Here is a 24,372-nt window from a genome sequence, read left to right as displayed (position 1 = left end):
TAAATATGGAACAACTATTATCTGCCTACAGACAGGGAAATGTGATTCTTTTTGTTGGTGCAGGCGTGTCTATGAACCTTGGTCTTCCATCATGGTCCACTCTGATCGACAAAATAGCCAAGGATCTGGATTATGAACCAGAAATATATAGATCTTTTGGCGATCATTATGCATTGGCAGAGTACTATCGTTTAAAGAAAGGAAGTATTGGCCCTTTAAGAAGCTGGATGGATAGAATTTGGCACTCCCCTGAGATTGATATTTCAGACTCAAAAGTGCACGAATATATTGCCAAAGCCAATTTCCCCATAATATACACAACCAACTATGATAGATGGATTGAGAATGCCCTTGCCTATTATAACAAGCCATTTACCAAAATAGCCTCGGTGTCAGACTTTACAAGAATCAAAAGTGGCAATATACAGGTGGTAAAGTTTCATGGTGATTTCGATGATGATAAGTCGATTGTTATTGATGAAACGAGCTACTTTGAACGTCTCGAATTTGAAACACCGCTTGATATAAAGCTTCGTTCAGATGTTTTAGGTAAATCTGTGCTTTTTATTGGATATAGTTTGGCAGATATCAACCTGCGACTTTTATTTTATAAGCTATCCAAGTTATGGAAAGCCAATCAAGCAGGCGATGCACAACCCAAATCTTATATTTTCTCAGCGAAACCGAACCCGGTACAAGAAGCTGTGCTTGAGCAGTGGGGCATCAGCATGATTTCTTCTGGGAAAGAAAATCCAGGAGAGGCATTGGAAGAGTTTCTGAGTAAATTTCAATAGTTAAGAATCACAGCCAGCATTTTAAATATAACCCACCTACATCGTTTTTAACCATTAACGATATTTAAATTAGTAAATAACATAATAACTTGCCTCATATATAACTAAATAATGTTAACAAATGCAGAAATTTTCCAAGATAGAGCCCCCTTTCCATTAAGGAAAAGGGGAGACATCTTCAACGCTTCAGACTTCCTATTACATGCATTTCGCAGCGCCGGCAGTCAAAGCGCAGGCGGAAGGTATCCTTGCCCATCTTTAGCGCCAGTGGTTCGGCCTTGAGGCCGGGCACCTCTTTCGGGCAGAGGTTCTGGCTGTAGCGAATGCAGTGCTTGGTGATCATCAGCACCACTTCCCCTTCCTCCTTGTTCGCCTCATAGGCCGGTGCGATGCGCTCCACCCCGTGCTCGCGGAAGAACTGCTCAGCCGCACTGTTCAGCACATTGCCAAGGTAGGAGAGACGGTGCTGGGGATAGCTGACATCGCGCAGGGCGATGCGTCGCTCGGGGCGCTGGTAACTGGCCAGGCGCGCAGCTTCCAGCGCGGCGATACCGTCCCGGCGCAAAGCGTTGAGTTGTGATGCGGCAACGAATAGCGGGTGAGTAAACGCCAACTCAATCTTGCGCGCCACAAACAGGGTGTTGCCAAGTTTACCAAGCTGATCGCGCGCCTGTTGTAACGCCCGCTCCGGGTTGTCGGCCTGTTGCTTGTCACAGGGGAGCGTGACAACGGCGTTGATGCCCTGCTCGTCGGTCAATTCAAGCCGGATCCCGTCATCGCACTCGGATAGCTGCATATCGACCCGGATACGGCGATCCGCGCTCGCCTTTTCCAGCATCTTGCTGAACACCTGATCGTGGTTGCGGTAGATCTCGGTCCCTACCTTCAAGCTCGGCATACGTTCTGACAGGAGTAACTGCTTACCTTCTACTTTATTCAGGCGCATACCCACCAGTTCGTTGTTCGGCTTGAAGAAGCCGAGACCGTCGCCGTTGTTGAGGGTGACCTGCTTACCGTCGATCTCGATGCCATCTCGGGTGACTCTGGTAACTCGCCCCAGCGGTTCGCCCACATATTTCGGGCTACGGGTGGAGTCGATCCCCTGTCGGCGACCATGGAGGAAATAGTCGGTGCTGCCGCGGTTGAAGCTCTTTTTCGGATCCGGTGTGAAGCTGTAGCTGCAACGGCCGGCCGAGGAGGCCACCAGATCACTGCGGCGCTCCAGAATGGCGTCGAGCTTCTGGCGATACCAGGCGGTGACGTTCTTGACGTAGTCGAGCCCCTTGAGGCGCCCCTCGATCTTGAAGGAGCAGATCCCCGCTTCGATCAACGCTTCCAGGTTGTCGGTTTGATCCATGTCCTTGAGGGAGAGCAGGTGGCTGTCGGCCACCAGCACTTCCCCATCCGGCTTTTGCAGCGAACAGGGCAGCCGGCAGAGCTGGGCACATTCGCCGCGGTTGGCGCTGCGGCCGGTACGAGCGTGGCTGATGTTGCACTGGCCGCTGTAGGAGACGCAGAGCGCCCCGTGGATAAAAAACTCCAGTTGCACATTGGTGGCCGCACTGATCTCGCGGATCTGCGCAAGCGACAGCTCACGCGCCAGCACCACCTGGGAGAAGCCCACATCCTGCAAGAACTTCACCTTCTCCGGGGTGCGGTTGTCGGTCTGGGTACTGGCATGGAGCGCGATGGGCGGGAGATCGAGCGCCAGCAGCCCCATATCCTGCACGATAAGCGCATCGGCTCCCGCTTCATAAATCTGGTGGGTCAGGCGCCGGGCCTGCTCCAGCTCGCTGTCATGCAGCAAGGTATTGAAGGCAACGAAGACCTGGGCACCGAAACGGTGGGCATGACGCACCAGCGCTTCGATATCCTCTATGCTGTTGCCCGCCGCGCTGCGGGCGCCAAAGGCGGGTCCGCCCATGTAGACGGCATCGGCGCCGTGATTGATGGCTTCAATGCCATAGGCGAGGTTCTTGGCCGGAGCCAGTAGCTCCAACCGGTTGTGGTGGCTTAAGGAGTGCTTGTTCTGGTGCATGGTCTCGGGATCAGGGCGGACAGCAAATGGCTGCCACTCTAGGCCATTGCCACCCTGATTGCCTTGATCCCGCTTAAGATCACTGCGAAATACAGGATTAGAGCTGTCGCACGGGGCCCTTCTCCCTTGGCAAGGGAAATTCTCTCTCCTCCTTTACGGCAGGCTGCGCTTATCCTCCTCCCCCAACCAAGGAGAAGGATCGTCACCAGATATTGATACTAAATCACCACCTTGAGCGCCAGACCCAGCAGCACCAGACCACTGACCTTGTCGATGACGAACGATTTGGCTTTGAGCCAGGCCAGCACGGGGCCACGGGAAAGTACCAACGCCACCAGCACATACCAGAGCGCGTCGATACCGCCAGCGGTGAGCATCATGATGCTCCCCTCATACCAGCCGGTATCGGCGTGCACAAACTGGCTGAACAGGGCGATAAAGAAGATGGCGAGCTGGGGGTTGAGAAAGGCCACCATAAAGCCCTCGAACGCCCCCTGACGACCGCGCAGCTGGTGCATCTCCTCTTCACGCGACTCGCCACTGACAGGTTTGGCCAACAGCGCCTTGACCCCGAGCCAGGCGAGAAATACGGCGCCACCGTAGCGGATGAGATCAAACATCAAGGGGGTCTGGGTGATCAGCAGCGACAGACCGAGTGCCGTGATAAGCGCGTAGATGCCCACCCCGAGACCGTGGCCCAACGCGGTCGCCACCCCGTGGCCCTGCCCTCCCTGCACAGTATTGCGAATGATCAACGCCAGACTCGGCCCCGGGCTGATGGCCCCCATCACGCAGATTGCGGCCAATGCCAGCCAACTCGTCAGTTCCATTTTGTGTTTACCCTCACCCTGAATATGTTGTAACTGGATTCAGGGTAAGGGGTGCATGGCTATGCCAGAAGTGAAAGTTATGAATAGATCCCATAACCATTGGCTATGCTGTGGCATAACCGACTGACACTAACGGGTCTGGGTCTGGGTCTGAGCCAGCACCTTGCGACTCTCGGCCACTGTGCCTTGCAAGTGGTCCCGCAGGAAGGGATAGGCCAGCTCGCGAAACCAGCGATGGGCCGGGTCCTGATGGTGGCGCTGATGCCACAGCAGATGATAGTGCTGGGTGCGGGTCGAAAAGGGGAGATCCACAAAGGCGAGCTCGTTATTGCAGGAGAGTTGCCAGGCGATATGAGCGGGTGTGGTCATCAGGCAGTCGGTGCGCAGCAATACCTCCACCGCCGCCTGAAAGAAGGGCACCCGGGCAAACCAGCGCCGGAAGAGGCACTGTGGCGCCAGCACCTGCTCCACCGGGCTGTCCTTGTCACCGCCGCCGCTCACCTGCAGGTGTGGCCAGGCGAGGTAATCATCGAGTGTCAGGCAACGGTCCGCCAGCGGATGCCGGCGGCCCATCAACACCACCAACCGATCCTCCCCCTGATGCAGACCGCGGATCTGATCCGGCACCTGCTCTGTGATGGTGGAGACCAGGTCAAGCTGTGATTGCCACAACTGTGGCAGTTGGCATTTGTCCCACAGGCTGTACTCGAGCGCTGCCAACGGAGCCTCTTTGGCGAGCGCTGCGCAGATATCGGGCAGGATATGCTGGGCCACGTAATCGGACGAGGCGAGCCGGAACACTCGTTCACAGCGGCCGGGCTCGAATCCGGGCGGCTCATAGAGCCGCTCTAACGCACTGAGAGAGTCCGCCAGCTCGGCGGCCAGGCTTTCGGCCCGCGGCGTCAGCAGCCAGCGTTGTCCCTCCCGCACCAGCAGCTCGTCACCAAACTCGCTGCGCAGCAAGGCAAGTTGCTTACTGATGGAGGGCTGGCTCAGGTGCAGCAGCTCCGCCGCCCGACTGATGTTGCGAGTCTCCAGCAGCACCTTGAGGGTAGGCAACAGGTTGAAATTGGCTTTGAGCAAAGTGTCGCCTCGTCGAGGGAGAAAGCCCTATCTTAGGGCAGGCAAGTCCTTCCCTTTAAGCGAAATTTCCCTTGTTTTGCGGCCCATTGCCACATCCTCCCTGCCAGATAACCATGACCACAAGATGACAGTAGTTGTCTCGTGCGGCATAATTGCGCGATTTTCCGCCCGCGGGCGATCCACATTGAGAAGCGGTAACAAGATGAAATACGCCAATATCACCGGTTGGGGCAAATGCTTGCCTCCCTCAGTGCTGACCAACGATGACCTCAGCACCATCATGGATACGTCGGATGAGTGGATCTATCCGCGTACCGGCATCAAGGCCCGCCGGATCTCCCACGTCAGCACCTCGGATCTCGCCACCCTGGCTGGTCGCCGCGCTCTCGCCTGCGCCGGTCTCGAGGCCAGCGATCTCGATGGCATCATCCTGGCTACCGCCACCCCGGACAACCTGCTGCCGAGCGCTGCTTCCGCGGTGCAGAAGAAGCTTGGCGCCACTAATGCCGCCGTGTTTGACCTCAACGCCGCCTGTACCGGTTTCGTCTACGCCCTCTCCGTCGCCACCTCGCTGGTGCAGACCGGCATGATGAAGAAGGTGCTGGTGATCGGTGCCGAGCGTCTGACCTATCTGCTGGACTGGGCCCGCCGCGATACCGCCGTACTGTTTGGCGATGGCGCAGGTGCCGTGATCATCGAGGCGAGCGAGCAGGAAAGCGGCCTCATCGCCAACAAGCTCGGCTGCGACAGCGAAGCGCGGGAGATCCTGCATGTACCGAATTTCGGCACAGATCGCGTTCGTTTTGCCGATATTGACGGCCTGTTCACCTTCAATTTCGAAGGCCCCGAGATCTTCAAACGCGCCGTCCGCGGCATGGGTGAGGCGACCGGCACTGTACTCGAACAGGCCGGTATTGCCCCCGAGCAGATCGATCTCATCGTGCCGCACCAGGCCAATATCCGTATCATCGAAACCCTGGCCAAGCGCATGAACGCGCCCATGGAAAAGGTGATGGTGAACATCGAAAACTACGGCAACACCTCCGCCGCCACCGTGCCCATCGCCCTGTGCGAAGCGCTGGAACAAGGCCGCGTCAAACCGAACGCCTATCTGCTGACCGCAGCCTTTGGCGCCGGCCTCACCTGGGGCGCAGCCATCATCAAGTGGGGCGATCGCGTCACCCCCATCAGTCAGTGCGATGAAGAGCTGCCTGCGTGTGAGCAGAGCGCGCTGGAGCTGATCGCCCACGCCGTCGAAGGTTGCCAGCAGGCTCACGCCAGCAAGGCCTGATATGGTTCAAGGAGCCTGCCAAGGCAGGCTCCTTATTGTCTTTCTCTCCTTCGCTACCCTAGATTTCGCTATCTCGCTGATATCGGCGGAAATAACGCTCAGCATTAACTCCCCTTATCAAGGCCCTACCTCTTTTTCGGCAAGCAATACTGACTTGCAACCAACTATTTTTTTTACGCTACCCTTACTGAGCCAATAGTAAATATAACCAGGCCCTGGGTTGCCAATCTGGATGGCACAACCCGACGGCCAAGCTAATGACTAGCACAGGGATAAGTTGCGTATGGCACAACACAAAAGTGGCGTGATCAACCCGCTATGGGATCCGGTTTGCTGGCTGAGCTGCATCGGGCTGGGATTGCTCAGTTGCCTGCTGCTTCTGTCCGGATCTTCTTCTCTGCTTTACCTGTTGTTGAACGGCTCCTTGGCCATTGGAGCCGCACTCTGGACTTCCCATCGCGTCAATCAGGCCCGCCACACTCACGCCTCAAACGACGAGCAGGACACCACTCCGGCCTCTTTCGCCAATGCGATCATCGGGCTGGAAGAGGTTTGCCAAAAGGCGGTCCCCATCTGGTCACAACAGATAGAGAGCTCCCGGCAGCAGACTGAAGAGGCGATGATCGATCTGACCCAGCGCTTCAGCGGGCTCGCCAACAAGCTGGAAGAAGCTGTCAGCGCCTCCCATCAGGCTGCCGGCGATCTGGGTGGCACCGAATCAAAAGGGATGGCCGCCGTGTTGAGCGAGAGTCAGCTCCAGCTCAATGAGGTACTCAGCCTGATGCATTCAGCCCAGGAAAACCGTGATGCCATGTTGGCAGAAATAAAGAGCCTGACCGCCTATACCCTGGAGCTCAACACCATGGCGCTGGATGTCGCCAAGATTGCCTCCCAGACCAACCTGCTGGCCCTTAATGCTGCGATTGAAGCGGCGCGGGCAGGTGAAGCAGGACGAGGATTTGCCGTAGTCGCCGATGAGGTACGCAACCTCTCCCGCCTCTCCAGTGAAACCGCCCAAAAGATGAGTGACAAGGTCGATACCATCAACGCAGGGATTGGTCGCGTCTCAGAAATTGCCGAAAGCTCCGCCGCCCGGGATCACGTCTCGGTCGCCAACTCGGAGCAGGCTATCGAACAGGTGCTGACCCGGTTTCGTCAGGCGACCGACAGCCTGGCCGAATCGGCTTCCCTGCTGCAAAGCGAAAGCACCGATATTCATCACGAAATTTCCAATGTCATCATTTCACTGCAGTTTCAGGACAGGGTCAGTCAGATCCTCAACCAGGTACGCAACAACATGGAGCATCTTTCAAGCCATCTGAACGACCCGGAACAACAGGTACGCACTTCCGGCCCAATCATGATCGACGCCGATAGCTGGCTGGCCGACATGGAGCTCACATATGCCACGGATGAGCAGAGGGACATTCATCATGGTCGAACGACCAAGCCTACGGCCAGCAGTGCAGACATTACTTTTTTCTAGGAGAGAAACATGGGTAAAACGATCCTGATCGTGGATGACTCGGCCACCATTCGCCAGGTGGTTGGCATGACGCTGAAAACCGCAGGCTACGACGTACTCGAAGCGCAAGATGGCAAGGATGCCCTCAACAAACTCGACGGCAAGAAGATCAATCTCATCATCAGCGACGTCAACATGCCCAATATGGATGGCATCAGTTTCGTCAAAGAGGCCAAGAAACTCTCCAGCTACAAGTTCACTCCCGTCATCATGCTGACTACCGAATCGCAGGACAGCAAGAAGCAGGAGGGACAGGCCGCCGGCGCCAAGGCCTGGGTCGTCAAACCTTTCCAGCCGGAACAGATGCTTGCGGCCGTCGCCAAGCTCATCATGCCGTAACCTGGAGTCAGCCATGGAATTGCAGCGCGAACTGCAAGGTGACAAGACTGTGCTCACCCTGCCTGACGACGTCACTATCTACACGGTAGCCGAACTGAAAGAGGCGCTCTCTCCCCTGTTGCACCAGGGACAAGAGCTGGAACTCAATCTGGCCAATGTGACTGAAATCGACAGTGCCGGGCTACAGCTATTGCTGGCTGCCAAAAAGACTGCCTTGGCCAATGGCTATCCGCTGCACCTGGTCTGGCACAGCCATGCGGTGCTCGAACTGCTGGAACTGTGCCAATTGTCGGGATTTTTTGGGGATCCCACCCTGTTTCCCCATGCTGAACACCCCTGAATCGCCATGCCGAGGAGTCACCCGTGAGCATCAATCTTGACCAGGCCCTGCAGACCTATATTGCCGAGGCTCGCGAATTGCTTGAAGAAATGGAGTCCTCTCTGCTCTTGCTGGAGGAAAATCCTGACGACAACGAGCTCATCGGCGCCATATTCCGGGCGGCTCACACCATCAAGGGCTCCGCGGGCCTGTTTGGTCTGCTTCCGATCGTGGGGTTTACCCATATTGTCGAGGATCTGCTGGATCAGATCCGCAACCAGCAATTATCGGTGACCTCAGCGCTTATCAAGGATCTGCTGGAGAGCTGCGACCACATTCAATTGCTGATAGAAGTGGTGGCTGAGCAGGGAGATAGCCTGACCGCCGACGCCCTCGCCCGGGATGACAAGCTGCGCCTGGCCCTTATTCGGCACCAGAATGCCCAGGAAGCCCAGTTGCCCGACACGATAATGCCTTCGCCTCCTCCCATCGAAAAAGAGGAAGTGCCGCTGTCCAGCGGTTCCCTTTGGCATATATCCCTGCGTTTTGGGCCTGATGTGCTGCGCAACGGCATGGATCCCGCTGCATTTCTGCGCTATCTCGGCACATTGGGTACCATACGCTCGCTGGAAACCATCCATCAGGCCATACCGGATTGGGAGGAGTTCGATCCGGAAAGCTGCTACCTCGGCTTCGAGGTCGATTTCGATTCCCAGGCAGACAAGGCTGCGATCAGCGATGTCTTTGAATTCGTCAGGGATGATTGCCAGATCGCCATCTTGCCGCCTCACAGCAAGATCAGCGAATACATAGACCTTATCAATGCCCTGCCGGAAGATAGCGAAATGCTGGGGCAACTCCTGGTCAAGACCGGCGCGCTAACCGCAGAAGAACTGCGCCACGGACTCCAGCTACAACATTCGGCCACAGAGCACCCTACCTCAAAACTGGGAGAGATCCTCATCTCTCAGGGTTCCGTCGATGAAGTCGTGGTCGATGCAGCCCTGAAAAAGCAGCACCAGACCAAGGAGAATAAAAGCAAGGAAGGACGCTATGTCAGAGTCCATGCCGACAAGCTGGATGACCTGATCAATCTGGTAGGTGAACTGGTGGTAGCCAGCTCGGGCGCCAACATGCTGGCCCAGCGCAGTAGAGAGAGCCAGCTACAGGAAGCGACGTCCGTCATCGCCAACCTGGTGGAAGAGATAAGGGACAATGCCTTGCGCCTTCGAATGGTGCCCATCGGCGATACCTTCAACCGCTTTCAGCGGGTGGTGCGTGATGTCAGCCAAGAGCTCAACAAGGATATCGCCCTGGTGATCTCGGGTGCCGATACCGAACTGGACAAGTCGGTGGTGGAGAAAATTGGCGACCCACTGATGCATCTGGTCAGAAACTCGATGGATCATGGAATCGAACCGGCAGAGCAAAGGCAGCTTGCCGGCAAACCGGCAAAAGGAACCCTGACTCTCAACGCCTACCATGACTCCAGTAGCATAGTGATTGAAATCAAGGATGACGGAGCCGGCCTCAACAAAACCAGGATCCTGCAAAAAGCGCAGGAACGAGGCTTGATTGGCGCTGGCACCACGCTCACCGATCAGGAGATTTACAACCTCATCTTTGAACCTGGATTTTCCACAGCAGAAGCCATTACCAACCTCTCCGGGCGCGGCGTCGGCATGGATGTGGTCAAGAGCAACATCACAGCCCTACGCGGAACCGTGGATTTGGACAGCATTCCGGGCCAGGGCACCCGGGTACAGATAAGACTACCCCTCACGCTCGCCATTATCGACGGCTTTCTGGTCAAGGTGTGTGATACCTATTACGTCATCCCGCTGGATATGGTGATCGAGTGCGTAGAGCTGACCGCCAGTGCCTTGGCCGATACCCAGGGGCGAAATTTCATCAACTTGCGAGGAGAAGTCCTCCCCTTTATCCGTCTGCAACACTATTTCGACACCCTGAGCAGCAAGGGGCGCCGTGAGAATATCGTGGTTGTCAGCCACGGCGGCAAAAAATCGGGACTGGTCGTCGACGAGCTACTGGGTGAATTCCAGACCGTTATCAAACCCCTTGGCAAATTATTCCAGCGTCTGCAAGGGATCAGCGGCTCCACCATTCTGGGAGGGGGCGAAGTCGCCCTCATCCTTGATATTCCCTCGTTGATCCAGCATGCCATCCATCAGGAGTCTGGCCTTATCAACAGGCAGACCCTGACACGGCTGCAACATCAACCGCGCATCAATTGAGGAAAACACTGTGAAGCACACTTTCAACATCCTCACTATTCCTCCCGTTCAGTACACGGCTTATATGCAGGTTGATAGCGTCATCGCCCATGTCCTTCGGCACATATTGGCACAGGAGGCCTGGCCACAAGCCAGACAACCACGCCAGGGGGTGCAGTCAGATGCCACCTGCAGCACATCGCCGAGGCATTCCTCATCTTTTTTCAACCGGAGGCTGATATGACCCCATCGACCGAAGTGGCCGTGGTTGCCCCCCCCGCCACATCCCACAGTGATGCCCAGTACCTGACTTTTCTCATCAACGGAGAGATGTTTGCCATCAATATCCTGGGAGTCAAAGAGATCATCGAATACGGGAACATCACCCCCATACCCATGATGCCAAGCTTTATTCGCGGTGTGATCAATCTACGCGGCGCCGTGGTTTCAGTCGTTGATCTCAACGCCCGCTTTGGCAACGCGCCCTCCAACATCACACGGCGTACCTGCATCGTTATCATTGAAGGCCTACACCATCATGACGATACACAAGGTAGCCAGGATATCGGTGTGGTCGTGGATTCCGTCTCCGAAGTCCTCAGCATTTCACCCAGTGAAATCGAACCGCCCCCCAGCTTTGGTGCCCGAATCAGGGCTGATTTCATCAGCGGCATGGGCAAGGTCAACGGCAAATTCGTCATCCTCATTGATACGGAAAAAGTCCTGTCACTTGAGGAGATGGCACAGCTCAGTGAACTGGCGCAGCAACCGGAAAAATTACCGGAATACATACAGGCATCCTGATTACTCACGCTCAATACGCATTGGCATGTCGCACAAGGATAAGGCTCATGACTCAATCACTGTTTGAAAAGCTCTTCGGCAATGGTTCCAGCTACAACCAGCAGCAAGAGCAGCTAACCAGGCTTGCTGAGGAAACTCGGCGTATCCATCACGCCATCACCCTCGGGCAGACAGCTGGCCAGATAGATCTGTCTACCCTCACCGGCCCGCTACGGGGCCTCTGCCACGAGTTCAATGAAACCCTCAACCTGCTGCAAACCTGCTTGCGGAATGCATTGGACACTATCGAGAGCAACCAGACCCAGTACCGGGAGAATCTGCGGGTGCGCAAGGCGCTGGACGGCGCATCGACCAACGTGATGATTGCCGACACCGACCTCAACATCATCTATATGAACGAGGCGGTCACCACCATGCTCGGCCAGGCAGAGCAAGATATTCGCAAGGAACTGCCCAATCTGGACGTTAAAAACCTGATGGGCAAGAACATCGACAACTTCCACAAGAATCCGAGTCATCAGCGAGCCATGCTGCAAAAGCTCGATACAACCTATCGCACCCAGATAACCATTGGTGGCAGAACCTTTTCGCTGATTGCCAACCCCGTATTTGGTGACAATGGCGAGCGGCTAGGGTCAGTCGTGGAATGGGCTGATCGCACCAAAGAGATCGCCATCGAAAATGAGGTCAAGGCCGCCAATGAAGCCGCCAAAATCGCGGCTAATGAAAGCCTCAGGGTCAAGAGAGCACTCGATTGTGCCAGCACCAACGTCATGATCGCCGATACCAACCTCGACATTATCTACATGAACGACTCCGTCACCGAGATGCTCAAGCTGGCCGAGCCGGACATCAAGAAAGATCTCAACAACTTCAATACTGCGAATCTGATGGGGGCCAATATTGACAGCTTCCATAAAAATCCGGGGCACCAGCGGACCATGCTGGCCAAGCTCAACAGTACCTACCGCACCCAAATACAGCTTGGTGGACGTACCTTTGCGCTGATCGCCAACCCGGTATTCAGTGACAGTGGCGAACGCCTGGGGTCGGTGGTCGAGTGGGCGGATCGCACCAAAGAGGTCGCCATCGAGCACGAAATGTCGGAAATAGTACAATCCGTGATCAATGGCGAGTTGCACCGCCGCATGGATCTCACCGGCAAATCCGGCTTCTTCCATAATCTGGGCGAAGGCATCAACCAGATTGCCAACGTGATCGATACCAGCCTCAATGACGTGATCCGGATCGTCCAGTGTCTGGCCAAGGGAGACCTGACCCAGAAGATAGAGACAGACTACCCGGGGGTCTTTGGTACCACCAAGGATGCCCTCAACAAGACCATCGATTCCCTGACCAATATAGTGACCGAGGTCCGCGGCGCTTCCGACAATCTGTCGAGTGCCGCCGAGCAGGTGAGTGCCACCGCCCAGTCCATCAGCCAGTCCAGCAGTGAACAGGCTTCCAGCATGGAAGAGACCAGCGCATCCATCGAACAGATGAGCGCCAGCATCAACCAGAATACCGATAACGCCCAGGTGACAGACGGCATGGCCAGCAAGGCAGCCAAGGAAGCTGTCGAAGGCGGTGAGGCCGTCCAACTGACCGTCGATGCCATGAAACAGATCGCCAAACGGATTGGCATCATCGACGACATCGCCTACCAGACCAATCTGCTGGCCCTCAATGCGGCCATCGAAGCGGCGCGAGCGGGGGATCATGGCAAGGGGTTTGCTGTCGTCGCAGCCGAGGTGCGCAAACTGGCGGAGCGCAGCCAGGTAGCGGCACAGGAGATAGGTGAGCTGGCCTCCAGCAGCGTGGAAATGGCGGAAAAGGCCGGCCGGCTACTCGATCAGATGGTTCCCTCCATCAACAAGACATCCGATCTGGTGCAGGAGATCAGTGCTGCCTCTGCCGAGCAATCAACCGGTGTCAGCCAGATCAATCAGGCAATGAGCCAACTCAGCCAGGTCACCCAGCAAAATGCCTCCTGCAGCGAAGAGCTGGCCGCCACGGCAGAAGAGATGAGCAGCCAGGCAGAGCAACTGCAGCTTGTTATGGAATTCTTCACTCTCGAACAGAGCCACAGGAGCAATGGTCACAACGCCGCACAACCCCAGAACAGTAACAAGGGGCGCTTTGTTCTGGAGGGGAATGGCCGTGAGCAGCCCGGTCTTCCGCCACGACCATTCAACGAGGGAGATTTTGTCCGTTTCTAGTGTGCCGGGGCCTGGGCAACCAGGCCGCTTTGCCGAGCCGGGAGTGTAGCCTTGTACCAGACTCAACTTCATGACGACGAATTTGGCCAGTTCCAGCGCTGGTTACATCAGGCCGCAGGTATCGACCTGTCACCGGCCAAGAAAGCACTGGTCGCCAGCCGGCTTTCCAAACGCCTGCACCATTACGAGCTGGACAGTTATGGTGACTATTTTCGCCTGATCATGAGCGACCATCATCAGGAGTTGCAACTGGCGCTGGATCTGCTGACAACCAATGAAACCTACTTCTTCAGGGAGTCCAAACACTTCGACTTTCTCTGCAATACAGTACTGCCGCTCGTGCCAAAGGAGCGGACATTGCGGATATGGAGTGCAGCCAGTTCATCCGGGGAGGAACCTTACAGTCTGGCGATGACCCTGGCGGAAAAGCACGGCGGCTTCAACTGGGAAATCATGGCCTCGGACATCTCGTCACGCATGCTGGAACAGGCCAGGCTGGGACGCTACCCCATAGAGCGGGCGCACAATATCCCCATGTCATACCTGATGAAATACTGCCTGAAGGGCATAGGGCAACAGGAAGGCAGTTTCATCATCGACCGCAAGCTGCAGGAGCGAGTGAGGTTTTTGCACATCAACCTCATCCAGGAGCTGCCCGACATCGGCATGTTCGATGTCATATTCATCCGCAACGTAATGATTTACTTCAACAAGGAGACCAAGGCCGAGGTCGTGCAGCGGCTGGTACCCAGACTCAGGACCGGGGGTTACCTGCTTGTCAGCCATGCCGAAAGCCTCAACGGATTGCCTCATGGTCTGCATCTGGTTTCTCCTTCCATCTATCAAAAGCGGTGATGATGATGCAACGCGAGATCATGCTGCACCCCGGAGAGTTTTTCTTCGGCCAGGAGGACGCCGTGATCAAAACCCATCTGGGATCCTGTGTCGCCATCACCATGTGGCACCCACAACATAAATCGGGAGGGATGTGTCACTACATGCTGCCGACCCGGGGAGTCAAAACCACTACCCTGGATGGCCGTTATGGCGACGAAGCGATCACCTTGTTTATCGAAGCCATCCGCCACTATCCGCCCCCGCTCCAGGAGTATGAAGTAAAGCTTTTTGGTGGCGGACACATGTTTGACATAACGCCCCCTGCCGGAGACTACCCCAATGTGGCCGACCAAAATATCCAGGCCGCATGGCAGTTGACCCGGCATCTGGGCCTCACCATAAAAGCGCATCATCTGGGCCTCTCTGGCCACCGAAGCCTCATCTTCGAGCTCAACAACGGCCATGTTTGGGTGCGTCATCATCGTCTGCCACATCATCGAGGGACGGGGGAATGAAACAGATAAAAGTCATGCTGGTGGATGATTCCGCCGTGGTTAGACAGGTGTTGCAAGGGGTGCTGGAACAGGAACCCGACATCAAGGTGATCGCGACCGCCTCCGATCCGTTGTTTGCACTGGAGAAACTGAAGAAGGAGTGGCCGGATGTCATCGTGCTGGATGTGGAGATGCCACGGATGGATGGCATCACTTTTCTCACCAAAATAATGGCCGAGCACCCCACCCCGGTGGTCATCTGCTCATCTTTGACCGAGAAGGGAGCCGAAACCACCCTGCAAGCCATGGCAGCCGGCGCGGCAGACATCATCACCAAACCGACCATGGGCATCAAAAGCTTTCTGCAGGAGTCAGCCCACGATCTGGCCATGGCAGTACGAGCGGCCTCCCAAGCCAACCTCAAGCGACTCGGCAAACCGGCCCCTTTGCAGGTTGCCACCAAAATCCATGCCGACGCCATACTGGCGCCGACGCGAGATGCCATGGCCCAAACCACGGAGCGACTCATCGCCATCGGTACCTCCACCGGCGGTACCCAGGCACTGGAGGCTGTGCTGACGGCCCTTCCCCGGGTCAGCCCGGGGATCGTCATCGTGCAGCATATGCCGGAGAAATTTACGGCATCATTTGCCGCTCGCCTTAACGGGTTATGCCAAATCGAGGTACGGGAGGCAAAAAACAATGACAGGGTCATCCCGGGGCTCGCGCTGATCGCCCCCGGCGGCAAGCACATGCTGCTCAAGCGAAGCGGTGCCTACTACCATGTGGAGGTGGTCGACGGTCCCCTGATCAATCGCCATCGCCCTTCGGTGGATGTGCTGTTTCGCTCCGTGGCCAAATACGCGGGCAAAAACGCGACCGGCATCATCATGACCGGCATGGGAGACGATGGCGCCAGAGGGCTCAGGGAGATGCTGGATGCCGGTGCCAATACCTATGCCCAGGATGAGGCCTCCTGTGTGGTGTTTGGTATGCCAAAGGAGGCGCTCAAGCTTGGTGCCGCACGCCACATACTCCCGCTCGACGAGATGCATCACGCCATTCTCGGCAGATAGCCACTCTGTTGGCCGGCCATAAAAAAATCCGGCTCCCCTGGGGGAGCCGGATTGGTCAGCCAGACCGGGCAAGCCCGGTCAGCACTGCGTCTTAATCTGCAGCAGGCGCTTCGGCAGCGACCGGAGCGGCATCGGCAGCCGGAGCAGCGGCTTCAGTCGGCGCGTTGGCTTCCTTGATGGAGAGGCGTACGCGGCCCTGACGGTCCACTTCCAGTACCTTCACCTTCACCACGTCACCGATCTTCAGGTAGTCGGCCACGTTCTGCACACGCGCATCGGTGATCTGGGAGATGTGAACCAGACCGTCTTTGCCCGGCAGGATGTTGACGAAGGCGCCGAAGTCGGCCAGACGGACAACCTTGCCTTCGTAGATACGGTTCACTTCGATCTCGGCGGTGATGGCCTCGATGCGGCGGATCGCTTCCTTGGCGGCGTCACCATCAACGGCGGCGATGCGGACGGTACCGTCATCATCCAGCTCGATGTTGGTGCCGGTCTCTTCAGTCAGGGCGCGGATCACGGAACCACCCTTGCCGATGACGTCCTTGATCTTCTCCGGGTTGATCTTGATGGTGTGGATGCGCGGGGCGAAATCGGAGATCTCGGCACGCGGAGCCTGAATGGCTTCGTCCATCACTTTCAGGATGTGCAGGCGAGCACCACGAGCTTGCTTCAGGGCAATCTCCATGATCTCTTTGGTGATGCCTTCGATCTTGATGTCCATCTGCAGGGCGGTCACACCTTCGGTGGTACCGGCAACCTTGAAGTCCATGTCGCCCAGGTGATCTTCGTCACCCAGGATGTCGGACAGCACGACGAAACCTTCTTCTTCCTTCACCAGGCCCATGGCGATACCGGCGACGGAAGCCTTGATCGGCACACCGGCGTCCATGAGCGCCAGGGAGGAACCACAGACGGAGGCCATGGAGGAGGAGCCGTTGGATTCGGTGATTTCAGAAACCACGCGCACCACGTACGGGAACTCGTCGGCGCTCGGCATCACGGCAGCAACACCGCGCTTGGCCAGACGACCGTGACCGATTTCACGACGCTTGGGGCTGCCCATCATGCCGGTCTCACCGACGCAGTATGGCGGGAAGTTGTAGTGCAGCATGAAGCGATCGGCGCGGTTGCCGGTCAGCTCGTCGATGTTCTGGGCGTCACGCTCGGTACCCAGGGTCGCAACAACCATGGCCTGGGTTTCACCACGGGTGAACAGGGCAGAACCGTGAGCGCGCGGCAGTACGCCGGTGGCGACGGACAGGGCGCGGATCATCTCGGGATCGCGACCATCGATGCGCGGCTCGCCACGTACTACGCGACCACGCACGATGCGGCTTTCCAGGCTGTGGAACTCTTCGCCAATCTTCTTGGCATCTTCTTCCACACCGGAAGCGATGACCTGCTCAACCACGCGGCCCTTGATGGCGGCGATGGTTTCGTAACGCACGGCCTTCTCGGTGATGCGGTAGGCTTCACCCAGTTCGGCAGTGGCCAGCTCGGCAACCTTGGCTTTCAGCGCTTCGTTGACGGCGGGCGGTGTCCAGTCCCACGGCTTGGTGCCGACGTCGGCAGCAAATTCGTTGATGGCGTTGATCACGGCCTGCATCTGCTCGTGACCAAAGACCACGGCACCCAGCATCACCTCTTCGGAGAGGATGGCCGCTTCGGATTCCACCATCAGCACGGCGTTGGCGGTACCGGCAACCACCAAGTCCAGATCGCTCTGGGGCAGTTCGGTGGTGGTCGGGTTCAGCACGTATTGGCCGTTCATGTAACCCACGCGGGCTGCACCGATCGGGCCGCCAAACGGGATGCCGGAGATGGCCAGTGCCGCGGAGGCGCCGATCATGGCAACGATGTCGGGAGAAATTGCCGGGTTCACGGACATGACGGTGGCAACCACCTGAACCTCATTGAGGAAGCCTTCCGGGAACAGCGGACGAATAGGACGGTCGATCAGACGGGAGATCAGGGTCTCGCCTTCGCTCGGACGGCCTTCACGACGGAAGAAACCACCCGGGATACGACCAGCAGCATAAGTACGCTCCTGGTAGTTGACGGTCAGCGGGAAGAAATCACGGCCGTGATCGGCCTCTTTCTTGCCAACAACGGTCACGAAGACGCAGGTATCGTCCATGCTGACCATAACGGCCGCAGTGGCTTGACGGGCCATCACACCGGTTTCCAGTGTGACGGTGTGTTGACCGTACTGGAATGACTTTACAATAGGATTCACGTGAATTTCCTTTTTACAATTTGGCTCTTTAAATTCGCGCACAAGTATACTTGATTCGATGCAAAAGGTAAGCGGTGACACAAATTCTGTGAGGCAGGCAACGCGCTGATAGGGAATAAAAAAAGGGGAACCTGACGGTTCCCCTTTTTCGCGAAATCTGATGGTCGATTAACGACGCAGACCCAGCTTGGCGATCAGAGCAGCGTAACGCTGAACGTCTTTACGCTTCAGGTAGTCCAGCAGCTTACGACGCTGGGAAACCATGCGCAGCAGACCGCGACGACCGTGGTGATCCTTGGAGTGCTCCTTGAAGTGACCTTGCAGATGGTTGATCTGGGCAGTCAGCAGGGCAACTTGCACTTCGGGGGAACCGGTGTCGTTGGCGCCACGAGCGTGCTCGGCAACGATTTGAGCTTTGATCTCAGCATTTAGAGACATGGTATTACTCCAGTAGAGTGTTTAAAGGTTCACAGCCAATCTCTAATTCAGCCGTGAAATGAGGGCGGTATCATAATCGCCCCCGCCCCTTTTCGCAATGATAAAGACGCGCAACGGGCAAGAGCACGGATACCGCCTGAGGATCACTCCTCGTCGTGATAACGGACCAGGCGCTTGGGGGCAACCCGGCCATCATCATCAATTTCGCCGACACCGATGAACTCGCGCTCGGGGCCGACCGTCATGCGAACCTGACCGCTGGTTGGGGCACCTGGCACCTGAACTGCCTGGCCCTGGTTCACATAGGCCGCCACTACGGCCAACATGTTCACCTCGGGCAGAGACGCCACGGCGGTGTCCATCGGCAGCAACAGGGGATCCAGCTGCTCGCGCGGCGGAATGCTCTCGGCCTTGGCCTGCTCGAAGATGCACTCAAGCTGCTCCAGGGTCAGCATCCGATCGTACGGATAGCTGGCCACCTGGGTGCGGCGCAGCTGGGTGACATGAGCGCCACAACCCAGCACTTCCCCCAGATCATCGACCAGAGAGCGGATGTAGGTGCCTTTGCTGCAGTGCACTTCCAGCTTGACCTCGTCCCCTTCGAAGCTGATGAGCTTGAGCTCGAAAATCGTGATGGGGCGGGCTTCCCGCTCAATTTCGATCCCCTCGCGGGCATACTCGTAGAGCGGACGGCCATTATGCTTGAGGGCGGAGTACATGGACGGCACCTGCATGATGGGGCCGCGGAACTGGTCCAGCGCCTCAATCAGGGTACCCACGGCCACGTTCACCGGACGGGTGGCAACCACCTCGCCATCGGAGTCGCTGGTGTTGGTGCGCTCGCCCAGCTTGGCAGTCACCTCATAGCGCTTGTCCGCATCCAGCAGATACTGGGAGAACTTGGTGGCCTCACCGAGGCAAATCGGCAACATGCCGGTCGCCAGGGGATCCAGGGCTCCGGTGTGGCCGGCCTTGGCGGCGTTGTAGATCCGCTTTACCTTCTGCAACACATCGTTGGAGGTCAGGCCGGTCGGCTTGTCCAGCAAAAGAATGCCGTGCACATCACGGCCCTTGAAACGACGTCTTCGGGTCATCTCAGGCTTTATCCTCAGTCGTGTCATCCGGAGTGGCCACGTCATCCTCACGACCTGACTCGGCCATGCGACGCTTGTCTTCACGGATGGTATTGGTCACCAGGTTGGAGAGACGCATCCCCTCGACCAGGGTCTGGTCGTAGAAGAAACGCAGCTCGGGCACCACACGCAGGCGCATGGCGCTGCCCAGCAGGCTGCGGATATAACCGGCCGCTTCAGTCAGCGCCTTGAGCCCTTCCTTGATGCGCTCGGCGTCATTCTCCAGCTGCAAGAAGGTGACATAAACCTTGGCGTAGTTGAGGTCACGGGACACTTCCACGTCGGAAACAGTCACCATGCCGATGCGCGGGTCTTTCACCTCGCGCTGCAGGATCAGCGCGATTTCACGCTGGATCTGCTGCCCGACCCGACGGGTCCGGCTGAATTCTCTGGCCATAATCTATCCTGCGATAAAAGGGGGCCGCGGCCCCCTATTTTGTCTGACTCTCGGCTTACAGAGTACGCTGAATTTCAACGGTCTCGTAAACTTCGATCTGGTCGCCTTCGCGTACGTCGTTGTAGTTCTTGACCGCGATACCACACTCGTAGCCGTTGCGAACCTCGTTGACGTCATCCTTGAAGCGACGCAGGGATTCCAGCTCACCTTCATAGATAACCACGTTGTCACGCAGAACACGGATACGGTTGGAGCGCTTGACCACACCTTCGGTGACCATACAGCCGGCAACGGCGCCAAACTTCGGTGAGCGGAAGACGCTGCGCACTTCGGCCAGACCGATAATCTCCTGCTTGTACTCCGGCGCCAACATGCCGCTCATGGCCTGCTTCACTTCGTCGATCAGGTCATAGATGACGGAGTAGTAGCGCAGATCCAGGCTCTCGGCCTCGATGACCTTGCGCGCAGAGGCGTCGGCACGGACGTTGAAGCCCACCAGGATGGCGCTGGAAGCGGCAGCCAGGGTCGCGTCTGTCTCGGTGATACCACCCACACCGGAACCCACGATCTTCACCTTCACTTCGTCGGTGGAGAGCTTGACCAGAGCGTCGCAGATCGCTTCCACGGAACCCTGTACGTCGGCCTTGATCACCACGTTCACTTCGGACACTTCGCCCTCGGTCATGTTGGCGAACATGTTCTCCAGCTTGGCCTTCTGCTGGCGAGCCAGCTTGACTTCGCGGAACTTGCCCTGACGGTAGAGAGCCACTTCACGGGCCTTCTTCTCGTCACGCACCACGGTCGCTTCATCACCGGCAGAGGGAACACCGGACAGACCGAGGATTTCCACTGGCAGGGACGGACCGGCCTCTTTGATCTCGCGACCCAGTTCGTCACGCATGGCGCGCACACGACCGTATTCGAGACCGCACAGCACGATGTCACCCTGGCGCAGGGTACCTTCTTGTACCAGTACGGTAGCAACCGGACCACGACCCTTGTCGAGGAAGGATTCGATGACTACACCGTTGGCCATACCGTCAACCACGGCTTTCAGCTCCAGTACTTCGGCCTGGATCAGGATGGCTTCCAGCAGATCGTCGATGCCTTCGCCGGACTTGGCGGAGACGTGCACGAACTGGCAATCGCCACCCCAGTCTTCGGACATGACGTCGTAACGGGCCAGCTCGGTCTTGACGCGATCCGGATCCGCTTCCGGCTTGTCAATCTTGTTGACCGCAACAACCAGCGGCACACCGGCCGCCTTGGCGTGCTGGATAGCTTCGATAGTTTGCGGCATCACGCCGTCATCGGCAGCCACGACCAGCACCACGATATCGGTCGCCTTGGCACCACGAGCACGCATGGAGGTAAACGCTGCGTGACCCGGAGTATCCAGGAAGGTGATCATGCCGCTTTCGGTCTTAACGTGGTAAGCACCGATGTGCTGGGTAATGCCACCGGCTTCGCCTGCGGCAACCTTGGCCTTACGGATGTAGTCCAGCAGCGAGGTCTTGCCGTGGTCAACGTGACCCATGATGGTCACGACCGGCGCGCGCGGCTTGGCTTCGGAGGTCTCGTCACGATCGGACAGTACTGCCTCTTCCAGCTCGTTCTCGCGGCGCAGCACCACCTTGTGGCCCATCTCCTCGGCGACCAGCTGAGCGGTCTCCTGGTCGATAACCTGGTTGATGGTAGCCATGGCGCCCATCTTCATCATCACCTTGATGACTTCGACACCCTTGACCGCCATCTTGTTGGCCAGCTCGGCCACAGTGATGGTCTCGCCAATCACCACGTCGCGGTTAACCGCGGCAGCCGGCTTGTTGAAGCCGTGCTTCATGGCATTCGGGGTAGCAACCTTGCCACGCTTGCCTTTACGAGCGCGCGGATCGCGGGAGTTGCGGTCATTGCGATCGTCGTCGCGGCGACCGGCCTTCTTCGGCCCCTTGGCGGCAGCGGCGGTACGGCGGCTGGTCTCTTCCTTGCGATCCAGCTCATCTTCTGCAGCCTGGGCATGCTTGGAGGTGGTCACGTGATAATCGCTGCTCTCTTTGGCGCGGGCGGCGTCTTCTTCAGCCCAGCGGGCTGCATTCTGTTCTGCCATGAGACGAGCCTCTTCGGCTTTCTTCGCGGCGAGTTCTTCAGCTTTTTGCAAAGCTGTTTGTTCCTGTTGGCGCTTCAGTTCTTCTGCTTCGCGCTTGGCCATCTTTTCTGCCTCTTGCTGAGCTGTGCTACTGGCTGCTTTGGCGGGCTGTTGAGCCTGTCGAGCCTTTTGTTGTGCCTCGATCCGCGCCTTTTCCTCAGCTTCACGACGAGCCTGCTCAGCCTCACGGCGAGCCTTCTCTTCAGCGTCGAGACGAGCCTTCTCTTCGGCTTCGCGACGAGCTTTTTCTTCTGCTTCCAAACGCGCTTTTTCCTCGGCTTCCGCCTGACGCTGTTCATCTTCCAGCGCCGAGCGTCTTACATAGGTGCGAGACTTGCGTACTTCTACCTGCACTTCCTTGTTCTTGCCGCCAGTCCCCTGAACACTGATGGTGCTCTTGGTCTTGCGCTGCAAGGTCATGCGGGCAGGAGCAGTGACCTCGTCACCTCCATGCTGTTTCTTCAGGTGTGCCAGCAGGGTCTGCTTCTCAGACTCGCTAACCATGTCGTCGGCCTTGCTCTTGCTGATACCGGCATCGACAAACTGCTGGAGAAGACGATCAACCGGTGTGTCGATGTCAGTGGCAAGTTGTTTGACTGATACTTCTGCCATTCATTTTCCTCCGTTTGATCTTACTCGGACTGCTCTTCCCCGAACCAACAGATGTTGCGAGCAGCCATAATGAGCTCACCGGCCTTCTCGGCAGTCAGCCCTTCGATATCGGCAAGGTCATCGATGCCTTGCTCTGCCAAATCTTCCAGGGTACCGATGCCACGGCCCGCCAGTGCGTAAGCCATTTCACGGCTCAGACCGTTCAGATTGAGCAGTTCTTCAGATGGCTCAACGCCATCGAAAGATTCTTCTTTGGCCAGGGCCTTGGTGGTCAGGGCATCCTTGGCGCGCTTGCGCAGCTCTTCGACCATGTCTTCATCCAGACCGTCGATGGCCAGCAGCTCGTTGACCGGTACGAAGGCGATCTCTTCCAGAGTGGAGAAGCCCTCTTCCATCAGCAGGCTGGCGAAATCGTCATCGATGTCCAGGGTGCTGGTGAACAGGTTCATGATGCGGTCGTTCTCGGCCTGGTGCTTGGCACGCATGTCCTCAACGGTCATCACATTCAGCTCCCAACCGGTCAGCTGGGATGCCAAACGCACGTTCTGACCGTTACGGCCGATGGCCTGGGCCAGGTTGGCCGCTTCCACTGCGATATCCATGGTGTGGTTGTCTTCATCGACGATGATGGAGGCCACATCGGCGGGCGCCATGGCATTGATCACGTACTGGGCCGGGTTGTCATCGTACAGCACGATGTCGGCGCGCTCACCGCTCAGCTCGGCGGAGACGGCCTGAACGCGGGCACCGCGCATGCCGATGCAGGCACCGATCGGGTCGATGCGACGATCGTTGGTCTTCACCGCGATCTTGGCGCGGGAACCCGGATCACGAGCGGCGCCCATGATTTCGATCATCTCTTCACCGATCTCCGGCACTTCGATACGGAACAGCTCTTTCAGGAAGTCCGGGCTGGAGCGGCTGACAAACAGCTGGGAGCCACGGGCTTCCGGACGCACTGCGTAGAGCAGACCACGGACGCGGTCACCAGGACGGAAAGTTTCGCGCGGCAGCATGTCGTCGCGGAAGATCACGGCTTCTGCATTGCTGCCCAGATCCAGGATCACGTTGTCGCGGTTGCTCTTCTTGACCACGCCGCTGATGATGGTGCCTTCTTTGTCCTTGAACTGGTCAACGACTTGTGAACGCTCGGCTTCGCGCACTTTCTGCACGATGACCTGCTTGGCAGTCTGGGTGGTGATGCGGTCGAAGGTCACGGAGTCGATCTGATCTTCAACATATTCACCGATCTGGATGTCCGGCTGCTCGATCTGCGCCGCTTCCAGAGTGATTTCGGCGTAGGGGTTTTCCATGGCGGCCTGATCCGCGATGACTACCCAGCGGCGGAAGGTATCGTAATCGCCGGTCTTGCGATCGATCTCGACACGAACCTCAATCTCGCCTTCATATTTTTTCTTGGTCGCAGTCGCCAAGGCAGTTTCCAACGCCTGGAAGATCTTCTCGCGGGGTACCGCTTTCTCGTTGGATACTGCGTCAACGACCAGCAAAATCTCTTTATTCATA

The 24,372-nt window shown here is 57.3% G+C and carries 20 protein-coding genes; 11 read left to right on the top strand and 9 right to left on the bottom strand.

The annotated features are described in order from the left end of the window. Positions 1-5 precede the first annotated feature (5 nt). Positions 6-794, top strand: coding sequence for an SIR2 family protein (locus I6L37_RS09055; RefSeq protein ID WP_216993823.1), 789 nt, complete (start codon positions 6-8; stop codon positions 792-794). Between the two features lie 178 nt (positions 795-972). On the opposite strand, the gene I6L37_RS09050 is transcribed toward I6L37_RS09055, so the two are convergent. From I6L37_RS09050 to I6L37_RS09040, 3 genes are all read right to left on the bottom strand, one after another. Continuing rightward, positions 973-2,832 carry a U32 family peptidase gene (locus I6L37_RS09050; protein WP_216993822.1) on the bottom strand — a complete coding sequence of 620 codons (1,860 nt, stop codon included), beginning with the start codon at positions 2,830-2,832 and terminating at the stop codon, positions 973-975. A gap of 218 nt (positions 2,833-3,050) precedes the next feature. After that, entirely contained in the window at positions 3,051-3,662 is a 612-nt protein-coding gene (locus tag I6L37_RS09045) for a LysE family translocator (RefSeq protein WP_216993821.1), read from the bottom strand. Between the two features lie 129 nt (positions 3,663-3,791). Further along, the gene (locus tag I6L37_RS09040; protein ID WP_216993820.1) at positions 3,792-4,745 is read right to left on the bottom strand and encodes a LysR family transcriptional regulator; all 954 of its coding nucleotides are present in this window, start codon (positions 4,743-4,745) and stop codon (positions 3,792-3,794) included. A gap of 202 nt (positions 4,746-4,947) precedes the next feature. Here I6L37_RS09040 and I6L37_RS09035 point away from each other — a divergent pair, with 202 nt between their 5' ends. The 10 genes from I6L37_RS09035 to I6L37_RS08990 all read left to right on the top strand — a co-directional run bounded on the left by I6L37_RS09035 (position 4,948) and on the right by I6L37_RS08990 (position 15,883). Continuing rightward, entirely contained in the window at positions 4,948-6,036 is a 1,089-nt protein-coding gene (locus I6L37_RS09035) for a ketoacyl-ACP synthase III (protein WP_216993819.1), read from the top strand. Between the two features lie 283 nt (positions 6,037-6,319). Continuing rightward, the gene (locus I6L37_RS09030; RefSeq protein WP_216993818.1) at positions 6,320-7,522 is read left to right on the top strand and encodes a methyl-accepting chemotaxis protein; all 1,203 of its coding nucleotides are present in this window, start codon (positions 6,320-6,322) and stop codon (positions 7,520-7,522) included. A gap of 9 nt (positions 7,523-7,531) precedes the next feature. Next, a complete protein-coding gene (locus tag I6L37_RS09025; protein ID WP_026455745.1) occupies positions 7,532-7,900 on the top strand; it encodes a response regulator in 369 nt (122 codons plus the stop codon). A 13-nt stretch (positions 7,901-7,913) separates the two neighbouring features. Continuing rightward, positions 7,914-8,240: a lipid asymmetry maintenance protein MlaB gene (locus tag I6L37_RS09020; RefSeq protein ID WP_042028090.1), complete on the top strand. Its 327-nt coding sequence runs from the start codon at positions 7,914-7,916 to the stop codon at positions 8,238-8,240. A gap of 23 nt (positions 8,241-8,263) precedes the next feature. Then, on the top strand, positions 8,264-10,474 hold the full coding sequence (locus I6L37_RS09015) for a chemotaxis protein CheA (RefSeq protein WP_216993817.1): 2,211 nt from the start codon (positions 8,264-8,266) through the stop codon (positions 10,472-10,474). Between the two features lie 219 nt (positions 10,475-10,693). Next, positions 10,694-11,257, top strand: a complete 564-nt coding sequence (locus I6L37_RS09010; RefSeq protein WP_061476111.1) for a chemotaxis protein CheW — start codon at positions 10,694-10,696, stop codon at positions 11,255-11,257. Positions 11,258-11,304: 47 nt separating this feature from the next. Next, a complete protein-coding gene (locus I6L37_RS09005; RefSeq protein WP_216993816.1) occupies positions 11,305-13,476 on the top strand; it encodes a methyl-accepting chemotaxis protein in 2,172 nt (723 codons plus the stop codon). 51 nt (positions 13,477-13,527) lie between these two features. Then, complete coding sequence (locus tag I6L37_RS09000; RefSeq protein WP_026455742.1) at positions 13,528-14,331, top strand: protein-glutamate O-methyltransferase CheR; 804 nt, start codon at positions 13,528-13,530, stop codon at positions 14,329-14,331. Positions 14,332-14,336: 5 nt separating this feature from the next. Continuing rightward, the gene (locus tag I6L37_RS08995) at positions 14,337-14,828 is read left to right on the top strand and encodes a chemotaxis protein CheD (protein WP_216994141.1); all 492 of its coding nucleotides are present in this window, start codon (positions 14,337-14,339) and stop codon (positions 14,826-14,828) included. Then, positions 14,825-15,883, top strand: coding sequence for a chemotaxis response regulator protein-glutamate methylesterase (locus I6L37_RS08990; RefSeq protein WP_216993815.1), 1,059 nt, complete (start codon positions 14,825-14,827; stop codon positions 15,881-15,883). Before I6L37_RS08995 ends, I6L37_RS08990 begins: the two co-directional genes overlap by 4 nt. 91 nt (positions 15,884-15,974) lie before the next feature. On the opposite strand, the gene pnp is transcribed toward I6L37_RS08990, so the two are convergent. From pnp to nusA, 6 genes are all read right to left on the bottom strand, one after another. After that, positions 15,975-18,122: a polyribonucleotide nucleotidyltransferase gene (gene pnp, locus I6L37_RS08985; protein WP_216993814.1), complete on the bottom strand. Its 2,148-nt coding sequence runs from the start codon at positions 18,120-18,122 to the stop codon at positions 15,975-15,977. 168 nt (positions 18,123-18,290) lie between these two features. Then, entirely contained in the window at positions 18,291-18,560 is a 270-nt protein-coding gene (gene rpsO / locus I6L37_RS08980) for a 30S ribosomal protein S15 (protein WP_026455738.1), read from the bottom strand. 143 nt (positions 18,561-18,703) lie between these two features. After that, positions 18,704-19,654 (bottom strand): tRNA pseudouridine(55) synthase TruB, encoded by a 951-nt coding sequence (truB, locus tag I6L37_RS08975; RefSeq protein ID WP_026455737.1) that lies wholly within the window; start codon positions 19,652-19,654, stop codon positions 18,704-18,706. Between the two features lies 1 nt (position 19,655). Next, positions 19,656-20,090 (bottom strand): 30S ribosome-binding factor RbfA, encoded by a 435-nt coding sequence (gene rbfA, locus I6L37_RS08970; protein ID WP_026455736.1) that lies wholly within the window; start codon positions 20,088-20,090, stop codon positions 19,656-19,658. Between the two features lie 55 nt (positions 20,091-20,145). Beyond that, a complete protein-coding gene (gene infB, locus I6L37_RS08965; protein WP_042028101.1) occupies positions 20,146-22,848 on the bottom strand; it encodes a translation initiation factor IF-2 in 2,703 nt (900 codons plus the stop codon). Between the two features lie 20 nt (positions 22,849-22,868). Then, the gene (gene nusA / locus I6L37_RS08960) at positions 22,869-24,371 is read right to left on the bottom strand and encodes a transcription termination factor NusA (RefSeq protein ID WP_026455734.1); all 1,503 of its coding nucleotides are present in this window, start codon (positions 24,369-24,371) and stop codon (positions 22,869-22,871) included. Position 24,372: the final 1 nt, after the last annotated feature.

This window comes from Aeromonas sp. FDAARGOS 1407 (assembly GCF_019048725.1).
Taxonomy (GTDB): domain Bacteria; phylum Pseudomonadota; class Gammaproteobacteria; order Enterobacterales; family Aeromonadaceae; genus Aeromonas; species Aeromonas enteropelogenes.
The sequence above is the reverse complement of the archived record's forward strand: the minus strand, read 5'-3'. Positions and strand labels throughout refer to the sequence as shown.